Raw genomic sequence first — 18,922 nt, 5'->3', positions numbered from 1 at the left:
CCGGCCAAGGCGCAAGGGGCCAGGTCAGCGGAGGGCCGTCGGCAGCGCGTGGCCCGGCGACGAAATCGTTCTGCTCGTTGCGCGTACCGACGCGGGGTTATCAGAGTTGATCGCCGGAATTTCCGCGGACTACGTCACAGCGGGTGATCGCTTCCCGCCGAGCGCCGCGCACGCTCGCAGTTCCGCCGTCGCGTGTTCGGCGAGGACGAGCCGCCGGACTCTCTTAGTGAGTGTTTGAGATGGGGTCAGATGCGGGTCAGGGCGCGGCGGGATTGGCGTCGTGATGGGTGTCCGCGGGTGATCCGGCGGAGCATGCCGTTGATGGCTGCCCAGCGGATGAGGGCTTCGGAGACGGCGGGGTCGCGTTCGTAGTCACGGGCCAGGCGGCGGTGGGCGGTGAGCCAGGCCAGAGTTCGTTCGACGACCCAGCGGCGCGGTTGCACCGCGAAGCCGCGCTGGTCAGCGGGTTTTCGCACGATCTCCACGGTGGTTCGCAGCCGGTCGGCGGCCCAGTCGACGAACCGGCCGGCGAACCCGGAATCGGCGAAGACGTGCCGGACCGGGCTGGTCAGATAGAGACCGAGCAGGGCGGTCTTGCCGCCGTCGCGGTCCTGCCACGAGGCGGCCAGGACGCAGGCGGTGATCAGCAGCCCGGCGGTGTCGGTGACGATGAACCGTTTCCTGCCGTTGATCTTCTTGCCGGCGTCGTAGCCACGCGAGTCGCGTCCGACGGTGTCGGCGCCCTTGACGCTCTGCGAGTCCAGCACCCCGGCCGAGGGCTCCGCAGCGCGGCCCTGCGCCACCCGGGCCTTGACCCGCAACACGGTCAGCAGGCTCTCCGTCACCCCGGCCTCCTCCCACCGGACGAAATACCAGTACACCGTCTGCCAAGGCGGCAGGTCCGCTGGCAGATACCGCCACGGACAGCCCGACCGCACCAGGTAGAGGATCGCGTTGACGATCTCGCGGCGTGGATGTTTCTCGGGCCGTCCGTCGCCGCTGGGCTCAGGAAGGAGGCCTTTGACGAGGTCCCACTGGGCGTCGGTCAGGTCGGACGGGTACCCACGGCGCGATGACACCGCGACACCCTGCCCGAGCCAGCCATCATGATCACGCCGCCACACCGTCTACATGAGAACTTCTCAAACACTCACTTAACCGGGTGGCCGACCGGGGCGACGTCAACGTGGTGTTCGTTCCGTAGGCCGCTAGCCGGTACTACGAGTACGCGCTCCTGTTCCACCTGTTGCCGCGGGCCGCTCTGGGACGGCGCGGCCTTCCGCTGCTGCGCTCGGGAGACTGGCCGTTGCTGACCCAGGTCGGCGACATCGAGGAGGAGCTGCCGGCCGACTTCCACGCCCGGTTGTCACGGGCCTGGGCGGGCACCGTGTGGCGTTACCTGATGCCGCAGTACAAGTCGCCGATCGGCGGATTCATCACCGACGACCCGATCCGGCTGCTCGCGCACAACCTCGACTTCTGGCTCCGCCGGTGACCGAGGTCATCCAGGAGATCCTGCGCGACTTCCCGGAGACCGACAAAGGCGTCGCGACGCAACCGGTGCGGCTGCAGGACGGGTCGGTTCTTGCAGGAGCGGTGACGGCTAGCCCGCGAAAGTGCGGTGACATCTGGCGCGGCGAGCAAGGCGCCGCTGAGGTGCTGGACTCGACGATCGAGACGGCGGACGTCGACGGGCGGCTGCGCGGCATCCTCGAGGCCGTCCGCGCGCACCGCTACGAGGACGACTCTTCCGCCGAGTGGACCGGGGCGCGTGAGGACTTCGAGCGCAAGCTGTACCGCAAACGCTCGAGAGTGAAGGTCCGGTTCGTCGAATTGACCGACACCATCCCGGTGCACGGCCCGGAGAACGAGGTCGTGGGAGGCAATCTCTGCGGCGACTTCCTCGCGCTGCTCGACCAGGGCGACCGTACCGTCGTCGTCCTGCTGCAGAGCGGCGTCACCTCGCTGACCGAGGTCGCCGAGAGCATGGGCTACCGCAACCACAGCGCCATTCCAAGCGCCTCGACAGGATCCGTCGCCAGGCCGAGCGCTTCTTCGAATGATCTCGCCCCGCCGGTTTTCGCTGGCCCGGCACAGCGTCCAGCGCTGCGCTTATATATGTCCCTCTGACTTCAGCACGCCGGGACGACTCGGAAGGAGCCCGCCCGAATTATCAGCGCCACCCCGACGCCCGACTCACCGCGCCCACCACGGTGGCGGTCGCCGCGGGTGCAGCGGTGACCGCCGGGATGCTGGCCGCGCAGAGCACCGCCTGGACCGCCGGTATCGGCACCGCTGCCGCGCTTTCGCCGCCGGTCCACGAGATGATCGGGCGTTGACCCGCCCGGCGCTCGTGACAGGCAGTATGCGAGGGCGTGTTCACGAGCTCCCGGTGCCCGACTGACGTTTGACGAGCAGCCGAGCCGTATCAGGAACAGGCCGCTACCCTGCCGCCGGGGAGGATTCGAGGATCATTGAGGCGACGTGCACCGCGTAGTCGAGTTCGTCGGGCCGGCCGATCCGGGTGATGCATTCGACCACGCGGTGAAGCAGATATGGGTCGTCGCGGTAGTCGTCGACCATGTCCATGATGATCGGCAGGTAGTCGGTGCGGTCTTGGGAGCGAACCGCCCAGACCAGTTCCTGGGGGTAGTCCACGCAGATGGCGGCGATGTCCGTCGGCGCAAGTTCGGTCATCGCGGCCTCGATCGCTTCCTTACGGTGCTGTGTCGTGGGAGCGATCGCGAGGACAGCCGTCAGGCCGAGCCGGTTGACCAGCGACCTGTCCCGGGCGATCAGGGCCCCGGGGTAGAACGAGTAGGCCGCGTTCGACGGCTCCTCGAGCGTCCCCGCGGCTACCTGGTCGGCCAGCAGACAGCGTGCTTGTTCGTCGAGCCCGTGCTCGCCATAGAACTTGTACGCGGCCCAGCGCCGGTGGGATCGCTCGCTGCAGGCGCACTCGTATGCGAGATCGTGGGCCTTCGGGACGTGCAGCTGGAACAGCAGACGTTGCAGGCCGCGATCGAGATGCAGGCGACACCAGCCCGGCATCTCTCGCCGGTGCAGGTCGAGCAGCACGCCGACCAGCTGCTCGACCTCGCCGGTCGTCATGGCACCGATCCGGTCTACGAGGTCGTCTACCAGCATTGTTGCGGTACCGACGGGTTGCTCATCGAGCCGGCGGACAATCTCCAGCAGCTCGTCGAGCCGGAGTCCGATGTAGCCGAAACGGCAGCGGTCCACCACGGACCGCAGTTGTTTGAGTCCCTTCTCTCGGCGGTGCTCCAACCCCCAGGGGTTGGGGTAGCGGAGTAGATATGCCGGGAGGCGGGAGAGCGACGGATCAGAGTCGAGGTCGGTCACCTTCGCATTATGTAGCGAGGGTGTGACACAAACGGAGGTCGCCAAGTGGGGCGGGATCCGATTGGCCAGGTGACGGGTCGGGGCAGGTCCGAACAGTTGCCTGCGCGTAGCCGATCACGAGTCGGTGCGATCGGCGCGAAGACCGGCATCCTGAGACCTTGCTGTACCGCTACTTCGCTGATCCGCGCGTAGTCCACCCCGACCGGCCGCGGCCGCGATCGTGGCGACGAGGACGACAAGGATCGCGACGCCGAGCACGACCGCACCTCGACTCCGGCGGCCGGCGGATCCCGCCCCGCAACACCGTGGCCTGCCGGAACTTCCCGTATTACCTGAGTGCGAGCCGAGATTTCGAAACCCATAACGGTCTGCGATCACCGTTCCCACTCAAGGGTGATCTTGGCCTTGCGGGGCAGCGCCAAGTAGAGCAGGCCGGTCAAGGCAACCAAGGCGAGGCCTCCGTGGAACTTGGTCTCAAGGCCGGGCGGCACCAAGCCGAGAACCTGCGTCAGCGAGGAGGCGAGCAGCGTTCCGAAGCCGCTGCCGGCGGCAACCTTGATCTTGCGGTTGGGGCTGCAATTGGCCTGGTCCTTGAGGGCCGTGTTGCGGCTTTTGGGCGTGCAGGAGCCGTCCGCATTCGCGGGCATGGAGAACCTCCGGAGAACGAGCGAAAAAGTCTGGGGAAGCCGCTCGGGACCGCTCGCGGGTCGCAAGCGGCTGCATCCGCCGCAGCCGGGACGAGCTCAGCCGAACGCTGGCCTGGTCCGCGGCCTCGTCGTGGTGGGAATCCGGAGCCCGCCGGCCTGTCGGCTGGTGAAGTCTTTCCCCAACCTGTCCAACTTCCTGCGGACACGCTCGCCGAAGGCCGGCGGCTGCCCGGCCGCCGCGGCGGCCAGATCCCAGGTCATTCCGTCGTGAACTGCGTAAAGGTCAGCGACTTCCCGCTCGCCGGGCTTGAGCTTGTCGAGGACACGGTCGATGCGCGGGTCGCGGAACTCGGGCAAGCTGAGCACGAGGTCCTCGACCGAGCGCGGGTCGGCCAGCGCCTCCGCCAAGGTGAGGACCGCGTCGCTATCGGCTTGGCCCAACGGCGTGTGCAGGGACACGAGGCGGCGGTACCCGAGCTCGGTGTCGCCGATCAGGCGGTGATTGCGGTGGAGCTCCCTGATCCGCTTGAGCAGCACCGTCTTCACGTTCTCCGGCTCCGCCTTCAACCACGCGTCTTCAAGCAGGGCCTCCTTCGCAGCCTCGATGTGCGGCTGGCCCTTCGGGAAAAGATCCAGGAACTCGAGCATGAACTCCCGGACGATCTCCTCGCTGTTCTCCTCCCGGAGGATCGCCCTGCGAACCCGGACGGCCGCCCAGAAGACCGCGCGGACCGCCAGCTTGAAGAGCGCCTCGGTCACCGCCGACCAGTCAGGGAACCTGAATTCAGGCCACCTGATGTCACGGAGGATCGTCGCGAAGCCCTCTGTGATCGGCCGGATGACCTCAGTGAAGCCGGGCAGCTTCCAGCTCCAGGAGTCGATCATCGAGCTGACCTGCTGCCGCAGCTTTGCCTGGTAGGTCATGAAGCCCGAAGCCCATTCCCGCGGGTGCCGGAACGCGCCCGTGAGCCAGCTCGCGCTGCTGGTCACGGCGTCCCGGATGCGCTGGGTGATGCTGAACACCGGCCAGGCGGCCGTGGCGATCTGCTCCTGGATGCGACGCAGCGCCTTGAACATCGGGGCCCATACGAGGCTCTGGAGCGCCTGCTGCACCTCCTCGAACAGAGCATCGAGCGGGCGGACCAGACTCTGAAGCGTCTCCTGCAACTCCTCGAGCCAGGCGAGGGGGCGGATCATGTCCGTGATCTGGTTCAGGACCTTCAGCGAGGGCGCTATCTCGTCCAGGAAGGACTGCCTGCCCTCAGGTGTTCCCGCCCAACCGGCCATGAAGGCGCCGCGAAGGCGCGACTCGCGGCTCGGCGCGCGTCGGGCTCGTCCGGCGGCCTCGCGGGCGCTGCGGGTGAGCCTGCGGTCGATCAGCCGCTGATGCGCCCGGAAGACCGCGCTGCGAGACATCACCTGCTGACGGCGCCGGACCACCACGACCTTGGCCGGTGACACCACGACATGGGGCATGGCCGAGGTCAACGCGGCGGCCTGGGGGAACAGAGCCGCGAGCGGGGCACCTGCCCTGTTCGGGCTCCCGGCCGCCGCTCGCTGGAACGCGCGGGCCAAAGGAATCCCTTTGCCGGCCGGCGGGGTGAGCGAATCGGGGCTCTCTGCGGAGGCCGTCTCGTTGTCGTTCATGGTGCTCCTTCGTGTCTGGAGTGGTTCTCCTACTCCTCCAGGCCGTCAGAGCGGGGTACCGGCAAAAAATCTTGGAACTTTTTTGGCAGGGCTCCCGGCCGTCATTCGGGGGCCTTCTGCCGACGTGAATTCTAGGAGGTAGGACCGACAAGAACCGAGGCGAGCCAGGCCGTCTTCCCGCCCCTGTTCGCCTTGTCTAGCGACCATAGCTGTCTAGGGCTGCCTGCGGACGATCCCCAGCGTCGGACACGGATTCGGCCAGTGTGGTCAAGGCTTCTGCAAGTTGCGCCCGATAGGCATGCTGTCTTCGAGCGTGGCGCGAGCTAGGGGAGTGCGGTCGCGTCCTGAGCCGGCCCAAGGCGCAAGAGGTCGGCGCGCTCCGCCCTGAGGTCAAATCGCTGGTAGCAACCATCACGGTGCCCGTCCTCATAAGTGTCCGGCCTGTCTGTAGGCGGGCAGCAAGGCACGTCGCTCACCCTAAGTTACGGATCGCGTATTATGAGCGGGCCGTCGATGCCGACGTGCCCCCAAGGACGGTGGTGAGGATGAGCGACGTACTGCCGACTCCTGGCATGGGCGGGTACGCGCTCGAGGAATTCCTCGGAGACTTGCTCAAGCGGATGGAGCGGGTACCGGGCGCGAACCCGCGGCTGGTGTCGTCGGCGAGGAACGGAACGACCGGTCAAGGCCAAGATGGAGTCGATCACCGCGGTGTGTTTTCTGACGGAACCCGCGCGAACTGGCAGTGCAAGGACCAGAAAACCCTCACCCAGGTTCACATCGACAAGATGGTCAAGGACGTGGCGGACGCGGGAGACACCGCGGACAAGAACGTAATCGTGTACTCCCGCATCGCAAGCGCAAGGGCGCGGTCCTTGATCACCAAGCAACCGGGTTGGGAGATTTGGGATCAGGCCGACCTCGGCGATCGTGTGCGGTCACTGCTCGTCCAAGACCAGCGGATGCTGCTGGACACCCACTTTGGCCGGCAGTTCCGCCAGCAGTTCCTGCCGATTGCCAGCACCGACGCGTTCCTGCTGCTCGACGACTACTTCGCACCGTTGCTGGATCCCAGCGCCCGGTTCCACCACCGGGCGGGGTTGGCCGGCCGCGCCGAAGAAGTCACCGCGATCGTCACCGCCCTCACCGACCCGGCCGGCCCCAAGATTCTGCTCGTTGACGGCCCGGCCGGACGCGGCAAGACACGGCTGATCTTCGAGGCACTGCAGCAGGTTCAAGAGAACCTGAAACCCATCCCAGTCCTGGTTCGCGCCGACGGCCACGTCCTGGACTTCGGCGCTTTGGCCGAATTGCCGATCGGCCCGACGATCCTTCTCGTAGAGGACGCCCACCGTGACCCGGCGGGGCTAGCCGTGCTGCTGCAGTACGCCCGCCGCACCGACGGCGTGCGGATCGTGATCACGATGCGGTCTTTCGCCACGGAGCTGGGCGAGCAGGCCATCGTGGCGGCCCAGTTCGACCTAGCCGACCTTATGGTCCACTCCTTGGCCCCGCTGACCGCCGCCGCCGCCCGCGACCTGGTGCAAGCTTTGCAGGCCGACGACGTGACCCTGACCGCCGAGTTCGCCGAACAACTCGCGCAGACTGCGCGCGCGACGCCGGCCATCGCGGTTATCGCGATCGCGATGATCCGGCGACGTGAGCTTTTCACCGCTCCGACCTTAGACAAGACGCTGCGGCGCGAGGTCATGGCCCGCTACGGCCAGGTCATCCTGGCCGGAGTCACCACCGGCACCGCCGAGCAGACTCGCAAACTCGTCGCGACGATCGCCGCGCTGACCTGGGTCCCCCGCAACGACCTACCGGTGCTCGACGCGTTGGCGCAGTTCCTCGGCATGGATCGCGGAGACCTCCTGCACATGATCCAGGCCCTGACGGAGCACGGGGTGCTGCTCGATCGGGACGGCACGATCACCGTTGTGCCGGACCTGCTCGCCGACGAGGTATTGGCCCGGGAAGCTGTCGTCGGGGGCGTGGACGGCGGGTTCGCCGAGCAGCTCTGGCAGGCGTTCCCCGGCCATCGACTCGCCCTCGTGGCAAGCCTGGCCGGCCTGGACTGGCGGCTGCGCAATACGGCCAAACTCGAAGGCACCACAACACCGCCGGACGCTTTCAACCCGATCTGGATAGATTTCCGAGCCTGGCTTCTCGCGGCGGACAATCACCAGCGGTACGCGGCGCTGGAGGCACTACCGACTACCGCCGCAGCCCAGAGCAGCAGAGTGCTGGCACTCCTGCACGACGTCATCGCGACGCCCGGGCCGCCCAGCCCTGGTGGCTGGTTGGACCACGACGACGTCCGCCATCGCTGCGCCCGGCTGGCCGGAATCTGCGCAACGGCAGACCACAACCTCCTAGCCACGGTGTTCGACCTGCTGTGGGATCTTGCGCGCGCCGACAGCCGCCCACCGCACCAGCAACCACACCACCCCGTCCGCGTCCTGGAGAATCTGGTTCGGCTCAACAAGCCCGGCGCCCTCGACACCGCCGGCGCCCTGCTCGACCGGCTTACCGTCTGGCTGGGCCAGTCCGACCCTGTCGGAACGATCCGTACGCCGTTGTTCGTGGTTGAGCCCTTGTTATCCAAGACCGGTTTCGAGCAGCAGTGGCAGCTGAACGCGATCGGCTTCCAGGCTTTCACCGTCGACCCAGGGCACGTCCGGCCTCTGCGGGACCGCATCCGCGGGCTCCTCGGCCCGATCATCGCCGGTGCCGATGTACGCCGGGCGGTCGCCGCGGTCCGCCTTCTGGGCGAGGCGCTGAGCGAGCCGGTCGGCTACTTTGGACGTCAGGTGCCGACGGAGACCGTCATAGCGTGGGAGGACGACGACCTGGAGACGGTGGCGGCTCTGACCGCTGCGGCCGACGCCACCGCCGAACCGCTCGTGCGCAGCGAGATCCGCACCGCCGTGTCTTGGCACGCCACACTCGCTGCGTCTCCCGCCGTCAAGGACGCGTGCAAGACACTGATCGCGGTGCTCGACGCCCACGAGGAGGACCTCCTCACGGATCTGCTCGTCAGCGGAGATCACGACCGGGTCGTCCTGACTCCCGACCCAGCGGACGCCGAGACCGGCGAATCGACGGGCGGGGCTGACTCCGGACAGGCCGCGCTTTCGCGCTACCAGGAGTTCACCAGAGAGCGGGAGCAGGCCCGCCGCCACGTCGCGGAGCTGCTTTGGAAGGACCTCGCGGAGCCTGACAGCATCGTTCACACCATCGCCGAACGCCTCCGCGCGATCGCCGAAGTGCGCACCGAACCCGCCCCCGGGCTGGAGCCATTCGTGCGCACCGTGATCGCAGCTCGTCCCGACCAGACGAGCGCGTTGTTCCAGGCCATCGTGGCCGCGCCCGAAAGCCCGCTCGACCTTGCAGTCGCCGAGGTCCTCGACGCCCTCCTTCAGACCGATCAAGCCGGCTTTCTCGCAGCGCTAGAGACCGCCGTCGCCGGCAGAGCGAGCCTCGCCATCGGCGCCCTTCACGGTTTCACCCGGCCCGAATGGGCAACCGCAGCCGCGAACGCGGCGGCCATCATCACCGCAGCCACGACGCATCCGGATCCCATAGTCAGCCAGAAAGCGTTGGCCAGCGCGGGCGCCCTTCTTCGCACCGATCCCATCGGCAATGCCCCGATGCTTGTTGCCGCCGCGTCCACGCACCCCGACGCGGTCGCCTCCGCGACGACCATCGCCACGATGCGGGACCCCGTGGGCTGGGTCACCACGATGACCGACGGCGAGCGCCGCGCAATCCTGTCTGTCCTTGCCGTGCAGCCCAAGCTGTTTCCGATGAATCGGCTCCTCCTCGTCGCGTTGGCTAACGTCCTGCCCGCCGAGGTTATCGATCGACTCGCAGCCCGCGCCGAAGCTGGCGGCGGACTGGCGATCCAGCCCGGCTGGGGATTCGATCGGGCCTTCGCCGACCACCCTGACGCGCTCATCGACTGGATCCGCCGGGCCTGCGGCTCTACTGACCTGCAGCGCTTCCAGTGGGCACGAATCTGGCCCGTCATCGCCGGGACCCCGCCGACCACCGGCGGCTCAACGGCGATCTCCACTGTCGCGGCCCAAGGCACGACCGACGAGTTGACCTTCATGGCTGAATCTCTGGCCCACTGCGACAACTTCGTGCTGGACAGCCCTTCACTCGTCGCCGAGATCATCGAGGCTCTCGCCCGCCACCCTACTGAGGTTCACGACGGCGTGCGCGCCGCCCTCCTCACGTCCGGGATACCGTTCGGATCGTCTCGCACTCCCGGAACGCCGGCTCAACAAAACGTCGACAACCTCGGCCGGGCACAGGCGTTATCGCAGGACGCGAAGCTACCTGAATCGGTCCGACAGCTGTACCGGGAGCTTCAGGCCGTATTGCAACAGCAGATAGAATGTGATCTGGAGGCCGACCGGCGAGAAGCCGAGGCGTAAGCCTCAGGCGTCGCGGTGGACGGCGTCCACCGGGTGTCTCGACCAGGGCGGCCGGATCGGGCCGTCCTGAAGTGTGGCTCGCATTCTTAGATGCCTAACGACTGTGCGGAAAGCGGCGGGGAGCGGAGTACTGGTACCACCGCGTGCCCGCGGTTAGACACCACGTGCGCACCTTATCGGCGGCAGATCAGTGCACAGGAATGCCGGAATCGCTGCCCTCAAGAGGTTGCCGATTCCGGTTACTTGCCGACCCATCTGCTTCGACATGCGTGACGAGAGGCGCTTACCTAAAATGATCGCCTCTCGCTACACAAACGTCGGTCGCCTGTCTAACTCGCCTTCCCCTCAATCGCACCGCGCGCCCTCTGCACAACGGACGAGGCAATCTCTGTGACCGAATCAGTGATTGGCGCAGCTTCGAAGGCTGGACGCTCATACCGGACCATCGCTTCGATGATTTTCGGACGGTCGGCGGGTTTAACACCTCGGAGTGCTCGGTCAAGATTCTCTTTGCGACTCTTCGCGCGGATCTTCTCAAGCCGGACTTTGCAAGCAAAACCGGCGGCCGAACTAACCACACCGCCAACCGCGATCCAGATTGCAGGGTCCTCAATCCCCACAGGTCTACCTCTCAAGATGTAGAGGTCGAGTGAGGTGCATAGGCACGGCTCAGCTCGACCAGTCTCAACAACTGACTGGTGCTCGCTGAGTCCGCGCCACCGGCGAAGCGTGGGGCTCACATCAGAGACGGCTCCTGATCGGAGCAGGTCCCTGGTCTTGCTCTGGTGCTACTTTAGGTTTCCGATCTCGCCGGTTGATCCGTTGGCCTCCCTTGGCCTTTCGGATCAGGTCCCTTCTCAGGTAGTGCGCTGCGGACGAGAGCGTACACGACCGCTGCCAACCGCAGCCACTCGTCAGAATCACTGAGATGTATTAAGCATGCGAAAGCTGCCCGGTCCCTGGGTGTGGGTGTCCGGGCCGACTCTCACTCGAACTCGTCATGCTCCCGGTTGGCCTCACGCTCGTCGTCGGCGTACTCGATGGCGTCGGTGTACAGAGATGCCTATCTGGCTGTCCGTCGTCGAGCACGATGGCACCGGCCAGGACCCTGGGGTCTGCTCCAGCCTGCCGTCGACCCTTGACCTATGCGGTGGCTCTGCCCTGGAACTGCTCGAAGATGAACTTGCCGATGTCGGCTCGGGACCGATGCTGGAGCATCCTCGTCAGCGACCAGCTTGCCGAGAACTTCCATCGCGCCCGGGCGCGTGCTTCCATCAGTTTGTTGAAGATGCCAACCTTCAACCGTCCTTTGGCGTTCCGCCTCGACCTCTGGGGTGATCCACGATGGGGCGGCTCCAGCAAACGAACGTTTCGTGCTCGGGCTTGAGGCGCGCTCATGGCGTGGCCGCGCGCAAGGAGTTCGGCTCGAGCGCGTATCGGGTCGCCAGCGCCGGTGTCACATCGCTTAGCCGCTCTCTTGGCCGGCGCACACGCTCGGCGGCAGATCCGTGCACACGGACTGTCGATACGTGGGAGTCATGCATGCGCGCCACACGCCGTTGGATGCACCAATAACCAGTTCTGATGTCGGGTCTAATGCCTGCGCCGTCGTCTACTCCGGCGGCTGAAGGTGAGAAGTTCTCCAACCCGCTCAATGACCATCGCCAAGAAACCGAAAGCGGCACCAAACAAGAGCCCTGCAACGAATAGGTGGTAGTTGGACTTGTCCTGTTCGTTCTGGTCTTCAACCAACCATGACACATTAGAAGTATTCGACTGAGACCATCGAAGCTCGCTGTCATCACTGGTTGCAGGGTGGGACCTCTTGACCTGCAGGTTTTCGGGAAGCGGGAAGGCGGCACCGTCCGAGAACTGCGCTGGGCCCGCGCCGTGCGACTCCGAATAGTATGTCTTATTGTAGTCGACTATAGATTCAACCTTCATGCTCGCTGCTGGATAGAAGTTAGTCTTCCCAACGGTTAGCTTGCCGATATCGTGGCTAACGTAGCCGCGAAACGTACCATTAGACTCCCTGACTGCCGTCGGCCCGTCTACTGTCGGCAAACGACCGGCCGACTTCCCGGCGAGGTCGCGTGTAAAGCTAGGAAGTCTTCCATATATTACGGTTTCGATGCTCGAAGACGATTCCTTAGGCAGCATGGCCCCTACGATCGCGGAACTTATTGAGTTCTTTTCAAAATCAATATGCTGAAACGAGTATGTACTTGGAATTTCTGAACGGTTCTGGCGGTGGAAGAGTCGAGTAGACCCGCTGGGATAACGCATCGCTACAGCTAGCCGACTTCCATCCCGATTATAGATTGCCTGGACGTTGAGTGGATGAAGGGACCCATCGGGTGGGTCAAGCGACGAATCGGCGCCTGGCACAGGTAGGCGCTGCGCACCCCGGTAGCCCAGCGTCCCCGGAGGGCCAGCATAGATCAAAAGAAAGTTTCCGCCTTTGGGCCCCTCCGACACCACTCGTAAGGTGAAGGCGCCAGAGGGGCTAGCGTATAGCATGGCTCGAACCCGAGATCCCGGCTCTTCAAATAAAAGTGCCATATGGGCGATCGAATCAGGCGGCTTGGGCGATGAATAGGAATCTGCGAATTGTTGGTACTGACACAAGCCGAAAGTTGCCGTTCCAAACGTGGCGAGCACCGATATAGCTAAGATCGAAAATGCCGTTCGCCGGGACGATCCACCGTCGGTTACTGATTTTTCGTCCTGCAATAAATCATCGGACGACAATGCAGCTGACTGGGGAGTGGTTGCGTTAGTATCATGTGTGTTGATGCGAAGAGGGATGGAGCCATTCGGCTTTGCCACTTTGAGCCGATGGATAGCCCTGGCGAGCAGTAGTCCAATTGCCGCCCCTAGGGCCAAGCAAGCTGCGTGAGTTGATTTCATGCGTCTCCAACAGTTTCAGAATTGGAAAATCTTACGCGACACGCGACACGCGACACGCGGCATGGTGCTGTGGCTGTCGGCAGCAGTCGTGCGCCGGTGCGACGGCTGACCGCAGGGGAGGCTGCAAACTGAATGCGTGTGGTGAAGGCCAGCACGGACTGCAGCAGGGATGCGGTGGCGGCGACCTCGTCGGCGCGGGTGATTGCCAGCCACTGCGGCAGTACCCCTTCGCGGGCGATGGTGAGGGTGTAGCGGGCGACGGTGAGGTGAAAGGCGAGCATGGCCAAGAAGAGGCTGGTCGCGTACAACACCGCCCCGGCTTTCAGCACCACCGTGGGCACGTGGGCGGACGGAAGGTAGAAGAACAAGTCGGTCAGGTGTTGCCCGGCGATGGTGATGATGTTGTCCGGGCCGGCAGTCACGGTCATCGCCCACCCCGACCCCGTCTACAGGATCACGACGACCAGCAGGATCCAGGTGATCGCCCGGCGCACGGTCCGCCGCGGGTCCAGCGCCAGGGGCGCAAACGCCAGGGGGATCTCGAAGCCGACCAGGCCGGTGACCGAGCCGACGAGGAACGCGATACCGGCGGCGTTCGCCAGCAGACCAGGGTTCAACGCGTCGATGCGGACGACGGCGTCGTGGGGGTGGGCCAACATGACCGCGTCCAGCACTATCACCAACAGCAGCTCCGCGGCGATCAGGATCGCCAGGATCGCGGCGTTGGTGCGGACCCGCAGCTGCCCCAGGACCGTGATGGCCGCCCAGCCGGCCACCGCCCACAGACTCCACCCGCCATACATCCCGAACTGCTTGAGGGCAGTGGCAGCGGCGACGCCGAACGCCCCGTACAGGCCGATGTGCATCGCGTTGTACGCCACCAACGCCACCGCCGCGGTCGCGGCGCCCATCGGTTTGCCGAGGCCGGCCGCGGCGTAGGAGTAGAACGCACCGGAGTTCGGTACATGCCGAGCCATCGCCGCCAGCCCGACGGCGAACACCGCCAGCAGCACCGCGGCGATGCTGTAGCTGACCGCCGTGCCCAACTGCTGCACCTGCCCGAACCCGAGTGATTGCCCGCCGTTGATCACCGTCAGTGGGGTCACCGCGGCGATCCCCAGATAGAACAAGGTGGGGGTGCCGTAGCGGGTGGCGCGTAGCCCGGCGCGTAGTGAGCGTGGTCGTCGACGCGGCATCGCGGTCGTCTCCAGACATGACAGATCGCGAGCACACCCGCCAGGGCGGCTCGAACAACGGATAGAGGGGAAGAGATCGGGTGGGGGAGTGCCGGTATCAGCGGGCGACCGCGGTGGCGCGCAGCGCGTCACCCACGGCCTGCAGCAACCCCGCGTACCGCGTGTACACATCGGCGGGCTGGCGCAGCGCCAAGGCGAGACGCTCCTCGGACTGCCCGTCGAGAGGGTTGCCGATCATGCTGCTGTGCCGGACCAGGTGCAGCAGCACACTCTCGCCCCCGGACAACCGCAGCCGCCGGTCCACCTTGTTGACCAGGTTCGCGTGCACCCACGCCGGGCCGGTGTCGCCGTCGAGAGCCACCGCCACAAGCCTGCGCCGCCAGCCGGCCCGCCGCTCCGCGGCGACACCGGTTCTGATCAGCCGTCGGGCCACCCGCTCGCGCATGCTCACCGCCAGCCCGTCGAGCGCGTCAACGCACGTGATGCCAGGTTCGGCGGCCAGCTGGTCGACGATCTCGGCTTGCAGATCCTCCAAGCCCGCTATCCGTCGAGGAGTCGCCACGGCGGTGGTGGAACGGTCGACCGCGATGGCACCGACAGCGATGAGCTCTGCCAGAACGGCACCGGTCACGATGGCGTCCGCTGCCCGCGGTGACGTCCGTAGACCGCCGTTCCAGTCGTCCTGCACCAACCAATACGCCTGATCACCCAACCGCACGTCGCGCCCCCTCCCGATGATTCCTGCCGCCGCTGGTCGTGATCGGTGCTCAGTCGAACTCGCCGTCCTTGGCGCCGGCCAGGAACGCCGTCCACTCCTGCGGGGTGAACAGCAACGACGGCCCGCTCGGGTACTTGCTGTCACGCACCGCGACCGCGGTCCCGACATGGGCCACTTCCACACAATTGCTGCCGCCGTTGCCGTTGCTGTAACTGCTCTTCCTCCACGCAGCCGCCGAAAGCCCTGTCACGAGCACGTGTCGCTCCTTCCTCTACCGGGCCCGATCGATGCAGGCCCGGTACCGGTGGCTGAATGTGCGGCGGGCGCTGCCTCAGGTTGTCCCGCCGCCGCTACGCGGTTATCGCAGCAACGGCGACGGAAGCTCTGCGGCTGGCCCTGGAGCCGGCATCCGGCTCTGTCGGACGTCGCGTCCGCCGGTGTCCACCCTCGTGGATGGTCCTCACCTTCGGGAATGCCGACCTGGTGTCCGTTCTGGTGACCGTTTTGCTGTTGGCTCATCGCGTCAGCACGGACAACAAGTGGGGTGCCTGAGGCGCTCGCGACGCGTAAGGAGATGTGTCGGCAACACCACCGGTAATTGGCGGCGCCGGGACGTACACAGAACAGTGCGAGATGACCTGGCCGTTGCGGAAGGCGACCTCGGGAGGAGACAAGCGCATCGTTCCGCGGACTGGACGCGTAATGTCCGTCGGCACCAGGCTCGTCATCTGGTGTCGTACGCGTGCCGTGCCTGCTTCAGGTATCCCGCCGTTGCCCGTGTTCATGGACGTCACAGCCGTCTCGTGTCCGTGGCGTTGGCTGCGGTCTTGTGCGGTATAGCGCATCGTCGATATGGTGCAGCCCGAGGCGATCTTGCAGAGGAGCCCACCTCCGCGGGGTATCGCCGCGCACACGGGGGACTTCGATGACGTATGCCCGGCGGCCGATCGGCCGTCTTACCAGCCTGTCCTGGCCCGCTGACAGCCGGCCAATCGCCGCCGTGAGCGCGTTCTTGATAACCGTGGCTGCGTGCAGCTTCGCCGCGGAACCGTCGATGGCTGCGCCGCCGACTGCACCTGCTGTTGCGTTCGCCCCCACGGAGGCTCCGGACGAGGCAACCGCGATGCAACTCGCGTGGAAGAGCCGTAAGCCCGTCGAGATCTTGGGGGAGCGCACCGAGTCCTCGGAGACCTTCGCTCAGCCGGACGGCACGTTGCGTACTCGTCAGCACGCTTCTCCGGTCCGAGTGCGGCTCGGCTCGAGCTGGGTCCCGGTGAAGGCTGACCTCGAGTTCAATGGGGACGTCGTTGTCCCGCAGGCCACAACCTTGGACATGCGCTTCTCTGCCGGCGGGGATGGGCCGCTTCTGACTGTCGTGCAGGACGGCAGGTCGCTATCGATGTCATGGCCGGCCACGCTGCAGAAACGTAGACCTTCGCTGTCGGGCGCCACGGCGACCTATGCGAATGTGCTGCCCGACGTCGATCTGCAACTGACGGCTCGGGTGGACTCGTTCAGCGAGGTGCTGGTCGTCAAGACGCCTGCGGCAGCGACGAACTCGGCGTTGCAGCAGCTGGAGTTCGGGGTCGAGACGCAGGGTGTGAGCCTGCAGCGGGGCGCTGACGGTTTCATCACGGCGCGGACACCGTCCGGTGATCCGATCTTCGTGTCGGACGGTGCCCGGATGTGGGACAAGCCGCAGGCGCCGGCCGCGATGGCGACCTCCAAGTCCCGTGCCCTCAGCACGGATCCCGGCGCGGGGCCTCTTCCGCAGGATCCGGAGCCGCGGCGGACCGAGGACCTGCCCGTGCACCTGGACGACGACTCCCTCACGGTCGTGCCGTCCCAAGACATGCTGCGGGACCCGGCGACCGTGTACCCGGTGTCGATCGACCCGGGGTTCAACGGTGGCAAGGAGATCTGGACGCATGTCAGCCGCAAGAACCCGAGCAAGTCGTACTGGAGTGACAAGGCGACCCGCGACGACATGCGGTCCGGTCAGCTGTGGCACGGCTCGTCCGACGACGACTGGCGCACGCTGGTGCAGTTCGACGTGACGAAGTTGAAGGGCTCCAGCATCAAGAAAGCCGCAGTGCTGGTCAATGTGCAGCACAGCGCTGACTGTTCACCGTCGCCGTTCCAGTTGTGGCGTACCAACTGGATCGACAAGTCCGCCTCTGTGACTTGGAACAGCACCAAGGACAAGTGGTGGAAGGCCTTGGGCGAGGTGAAGGCGACGGCGAACAAGAGCGCGTGCCCGAAGAGCAACGACGAGGTGAAGTTCGCGCAGACCGCGGTGAAGGACGCCTTCCAGGACGCGGCCACGGAAGGGTACGGAACGATCACCCTGGCGTTCCGGGCCAAGAGTGAGTCCGATGACTATCAGTGGAAGAAACTGAAGCCGGATTCGGCGTACCTGGACATCGACTACAACCACAAGGCCGGCAAGCCCAGCGGCCTGGCGTTCAGTCCTTGCTACGCGGCTTGTGGCAACGGCACCGCGGTCACATCCAGTGTGCGTCCGACCTTCACGATGGCCGCGGCCGACGCTGACGGTGGAAAGCTGCGCTATGAGTACGAAATCTTCACCGCCGACAAGGTGAAGCGAATTACGACCTCGAACCGGACGGTCACCGGCATCGCTGCAGGCAGCAAGCACGGTTGGACGGTCAAGCAGGATATGAAAGACGGCCAGTACTACTGGCGCGGTTACGCCTGCGACAGCTATGAGTGCGGCCCGTATTCCGACTGGTTCGGCTTCAAGATCGACCATACGAATCCGAAGGACCCGACGGTCACCAGCGGGACGTACAAAGCCACCGGATGGAACGGCGGACCCGGTGTGCCGGGGTCGTTCACCTTCAGCCCGGGCAGCTCGTCGGACGCGGTGAAGGCCTACACCTACTCGCTCAATGGCGGCCAGGAGACTCAAATTCTCCCGCCGGCCAGTGGTGTGATCACGCGGGACCTAGCGCCCACCAGAGACTTGGTCAACACCCTGCGCGTCAAGGCGATCGACACAGCGGGCAACCTATCCGGCGCTACCGACTACGTGTTCAAGGTCAAGCCGGTCGGCGACGCCTGGTACTGGTCTCTGGACGAGGGCTCCGGAACGACCGCCGCGTCTGCGCCGGAGCCGAACCGCCCAGCTGCCTTCTCTGGTTCCGGCGTCACGTGGGCCGAGGCCGGCAAGAAGGGTGAATCGGCCGCGAACTTCACCGGTATCGGTGAGCTGACCGCCTCGACCCCGGTCTTCGACACACGTTCGGTGTCCGGGTTCACCGTGGCGGCGTGGGTGCAGCTGCCCGCACCGCCGAGCTCCGCGGGCGATGACACCGAACCTGGTACGGATCCCCCTACCGAACCCGGACCCGAAACGGGTGACGACCCCGAGCAGGAGCAGAACCCATCTGATGATCAGCAGGTGGACGAGCCGTCTCCGCTGCCGGCCCGGAATCAGGTCGCGGTGTCCGAGGACGGCAAGAACACCTCGATGTTCCGGCTCGGGTACCGCACCGACCTCGACGTGGACGGCGACGCGGTCAAGGACCCGGCATGGTGCTTCACCGTGGCTGCGACAGATACCGCGAACGCTGCGACGACGGACGCCTGCACCACGAGCTTCGTCGAGGCCGGCTCCTGGGTGCACCTGGTCGGCATCGTGAACCCCGCGATCAACCGCATTCAGCTCTACGTCAACGGCATCCCGACCGCCGATGGTGTGCTCGCCGAGAAGGCCGGTACCGCAACCTGGGAGGCCACCGGCCGGTTCGCGATCGGCCGCGGCTGGAACGGCGCGGCGAGCGATCGGTGGGTCGGGGCCATCGACGAGGTCCATGCCACCCCGCGGGTCTGGTCAGAGGCCGAGATCTACCAGAAGGCGCAAGCCGACGACTGAAGCCGGCCGGTCGACGACCGTCCGGCTCACGCAACGCGACGTATCCAAGGGATCTGCCGGCCTGGTCCGGTGTACGGGGCACCGCCATGACGGGCGGT

Annotated in this window: 12 protein-coding genes; 4 read left to right on the top strand and 8 right to left on the bottom strand. The window is 65.8% G+C overall.

Annotation, left to right across the window (positions count from 1 at the left end):
• Window positions 1-245 precede the first annotated feature (245 nt).
• Window positions 246-1,079, bottom strand: coding sequence for an IS5 family transposase (locus tag COUCH_RS26395; RefSeq protein ID WP_249607867.1), 834 nt, complete (start codon window positions 1,077-1,079; stop codon window positions 246-248).
• Between the two features lie 227 nt (window positions 1,080-1,306).
• On the opposite strand from COUCH_RS26395, the gene COUCH_RS26390 reads away from it, so the two are divergent.
• Both COUCH_RS26390 and COUCH_RS26385 read left to right on the top strand, forming a co-directional pair.
• Window positions 1,307-1,495 carry a hypothetical protein gene (locus COUCH_RS26390; protein WP_249607897.1) on the top strand — a complete coding sequence of 63 codons (189 nt, stop codon included), beginning with the start codon at window positions 1,307-1,309 and terminating at the stop codon, window positions 1,493-1,495.
• Window positions 1,492-2,130 (top strand): hypothetical protein, encoded by a 639-nt coding sequence (locus COUCH_RS26385; RefSeq protein ID WP_249607896.1) that lies wholly within the window; start codon window positions 1,492-1,494, stop codon window positions 2,128-2,130. Before COUCH_RS26390 ends, COUCH_RS26385 begins: the two co-directional genes overlap by 4 nt.
• Before the next feature lie 312 nt (window positions 2,131-2,442).
• On the opposite strand, the gene COUCH_RS26380 is transcribed toward COUCH_RS26385, so the two are convergent.
• The 3 genes from COUCH_RS26380 to COUCH_RS26370 all read right to left on the bottom strand — a co-directional run bounded on the left by COUCH_RS26380 (window position 2,443) and on the right by COUCH_RS26370 (window position 5,657).
• Window positions 2,443-3,363, bottom strand: a complete 921-nt coding sequence (locus COUCH_RS26380; RefSeq protein ID WP_249607895.1) for a hypothetical protein — start codon at window positions 3,361-3,363, stop codon at window positions 2,443-2,445.
• A 374-nt stretch (window positions 3,364-3,737) separates the two neighbouring features.
• Window positions 3,738-4,010: a hypothetical protein gene (locus COUCH_RS26375; protein WP_249607894.1), complete on the bottom strand. Its 273-nt coding sequence runs from the start codon at window positions 4,008-4,010 to the stop codon at window positions 3,738-3,740.
• 96 nt (window positions 4,011-4,106) lie between these two features.
• Window positions 4,107-5,657 carry a hypothetical protein gene (locus tag COUCH_RS26370; RefSeq protein ID WP_249607893.1) on the bottom strand — a complete coding sequence of 517 codons (1,551 nt, stop codon included), beginning with the start codon at window positions 5,655-5,657 and terminating at the stop codon, window positions 4,107-4,109.
• A 545-nt stretch (window positions 5,658-6,202) separates the two neighbouring features.
• Between COUCH_RS26370 and COUCH_RS26365 the strand changes: the two genes are divergently transcribed.
• Window positions 6,203-10,102 (top strand): hypothetical protein, encoded by a 3,900-nt coding sequence (locus COUCH_RS26365; protein WP_249607892.1) that lies wholly within the window; start codon window positions 6,203-6,205, stop codon window positions 10,100-10,102.
• A gap of 2,906 nt (window positions 10,103-13,008) precedes the next feature.
• Here COUCH_RS26365 and COUCH_RS26360 read toward each other — a convergent pair.
• The 4 genes from COUCH_RS26360 to COUCH_RS26345 all read right to left on the bottom strand — a co-directional run bounded on the left by COUCH_RS26360 (window position 13,009) and on the right by COUCH_RS26345 (window position 15,176).
• Entirely contained in the window at window positions 13,009-13,440 is a 432-nt protein-coding gene (locus COUCH_RS26360) for a hypothetical protein (RefSeq protein ID WP_249607891.1), read from the bottom strand.
• Between the two features lie 18 nt (window positions 13,441-13,458).
• Window positions 13,459-14,118, bottom strand: a complete 660-nt coding sequence (locus COUCH_RS26355; protein WP_249607890.1) for a hypothetical protein — start codon at window positions 14,116-14,118, stop codon at window positions 13,459-13,461.
• Window positions 14,119-14,305: 187 nt separating this feature from the next.
• On the bottom strand, window positions 14,306-14,926 hold the full coding sequence (locus COUCH_RS26350) for a GPP34 family phosphoprotein (protein ID WP_275979985.1): 621 nt from the start codon (window positions 14,924-14,926) through the stop codon (window positions 14,306-14,308).
• A 49-nt stretch (window positions 14,927-14,975) separates the two neighbouring features.
• Entirely contained in the window at window positions 14,976-15,176 is a 201-nt protein-coding gene (locus tag COUCH_RS26345; RefSeq protein WP_430641000.1) for a DUF397 domain-containing protein, read from the bottom strand.
• Between the two features lie 750 nt (window positions 15,177-15,926).
• Here COUCH_RS26345 and COUCH_RS26340 point away from each other — a divergent pair.
• A complete protein-coding gene (locus tag COUCH_RS26340) occupies window positions 15,927-18,824 on the top strand; it encodes a LamG domain-containing protein (RefSeq protein WP_249607888.1) in 2,898 nt (965 codons plus the stop codon).
• Window positions 18,825-18,922 lie beyond the last annotated feature (98 nt).

The sequence above is a fragment of the Couchioplanes caeruleus genome (assembly GCF_023499255.1).
Lineage (GTDB): Bacteria > Actinomycetota > Actinomycetes > Mycobacteriales > Micromonosporaceae > Actinoplanes > Actinoplanes caeruleus_A.
This window is presented reverse-complemented; position numbering and strand designations above follow the sequence as displayed.